Below are 391 nucleotides of genomic sequence, written 5' to 3'. Positions count from 1 at the left end.
GGGTGCTGTCTTCACTATGCGTTCAAGGCACTTTGGCTGTTCATCTTCGCACGTGCCTTTCGAAACGATTTCACGTCCGGAAAGCGTGCTCTATTTCCTGAGGTTCTTCTCCGGCATGTTGGCGTGGAAATGCGCGTAAATCTGCCGCGCCACGGTTTCTGAAATACCGGGCACGGAGAGCAGGTCGGGAATGCCGGCGCGCGACACGGCCTTGGCCGTACCGAAATGCTGCAGCAGCGCCCGCTTGCGCATCGGGCCGATGCCGGACACTTCATCGAGCGGGTTCTTGACCATTTCCTTCTTGCGCCGGGCGCGGTGCGAGCCGATAGCGAAACGGTGCGCCTCGTCGCGCAGGCGCTGGATGAAGTAAAGCACGGGGTCGCGCGGCGGC

General features: G+C 61.6%; 1 protein-coding gene. It reads right to left on the bottom strand.

The window, feature by feature from the left end; translation table 11 throughout:
• Positions 1-90: 90 nt before the first annotated feature.
• A partial coding sequence (locus tag AC1D0P_RS31295) for a helix-hairpin-helix domain-containing protein (RefSeq protein ID WP_477680281.1) occupies positions 91-391 on the bottom strand: 301 nt, incomplete at its 5' end.

It is taken from the genome of Polaromonas sp. P1_G2 (assembly GCF_056405515.1).
Note: the sequence above shows the minus strand (reverse complement) of the source record. Positions and strands in the feature narration are given on the sequence as shown.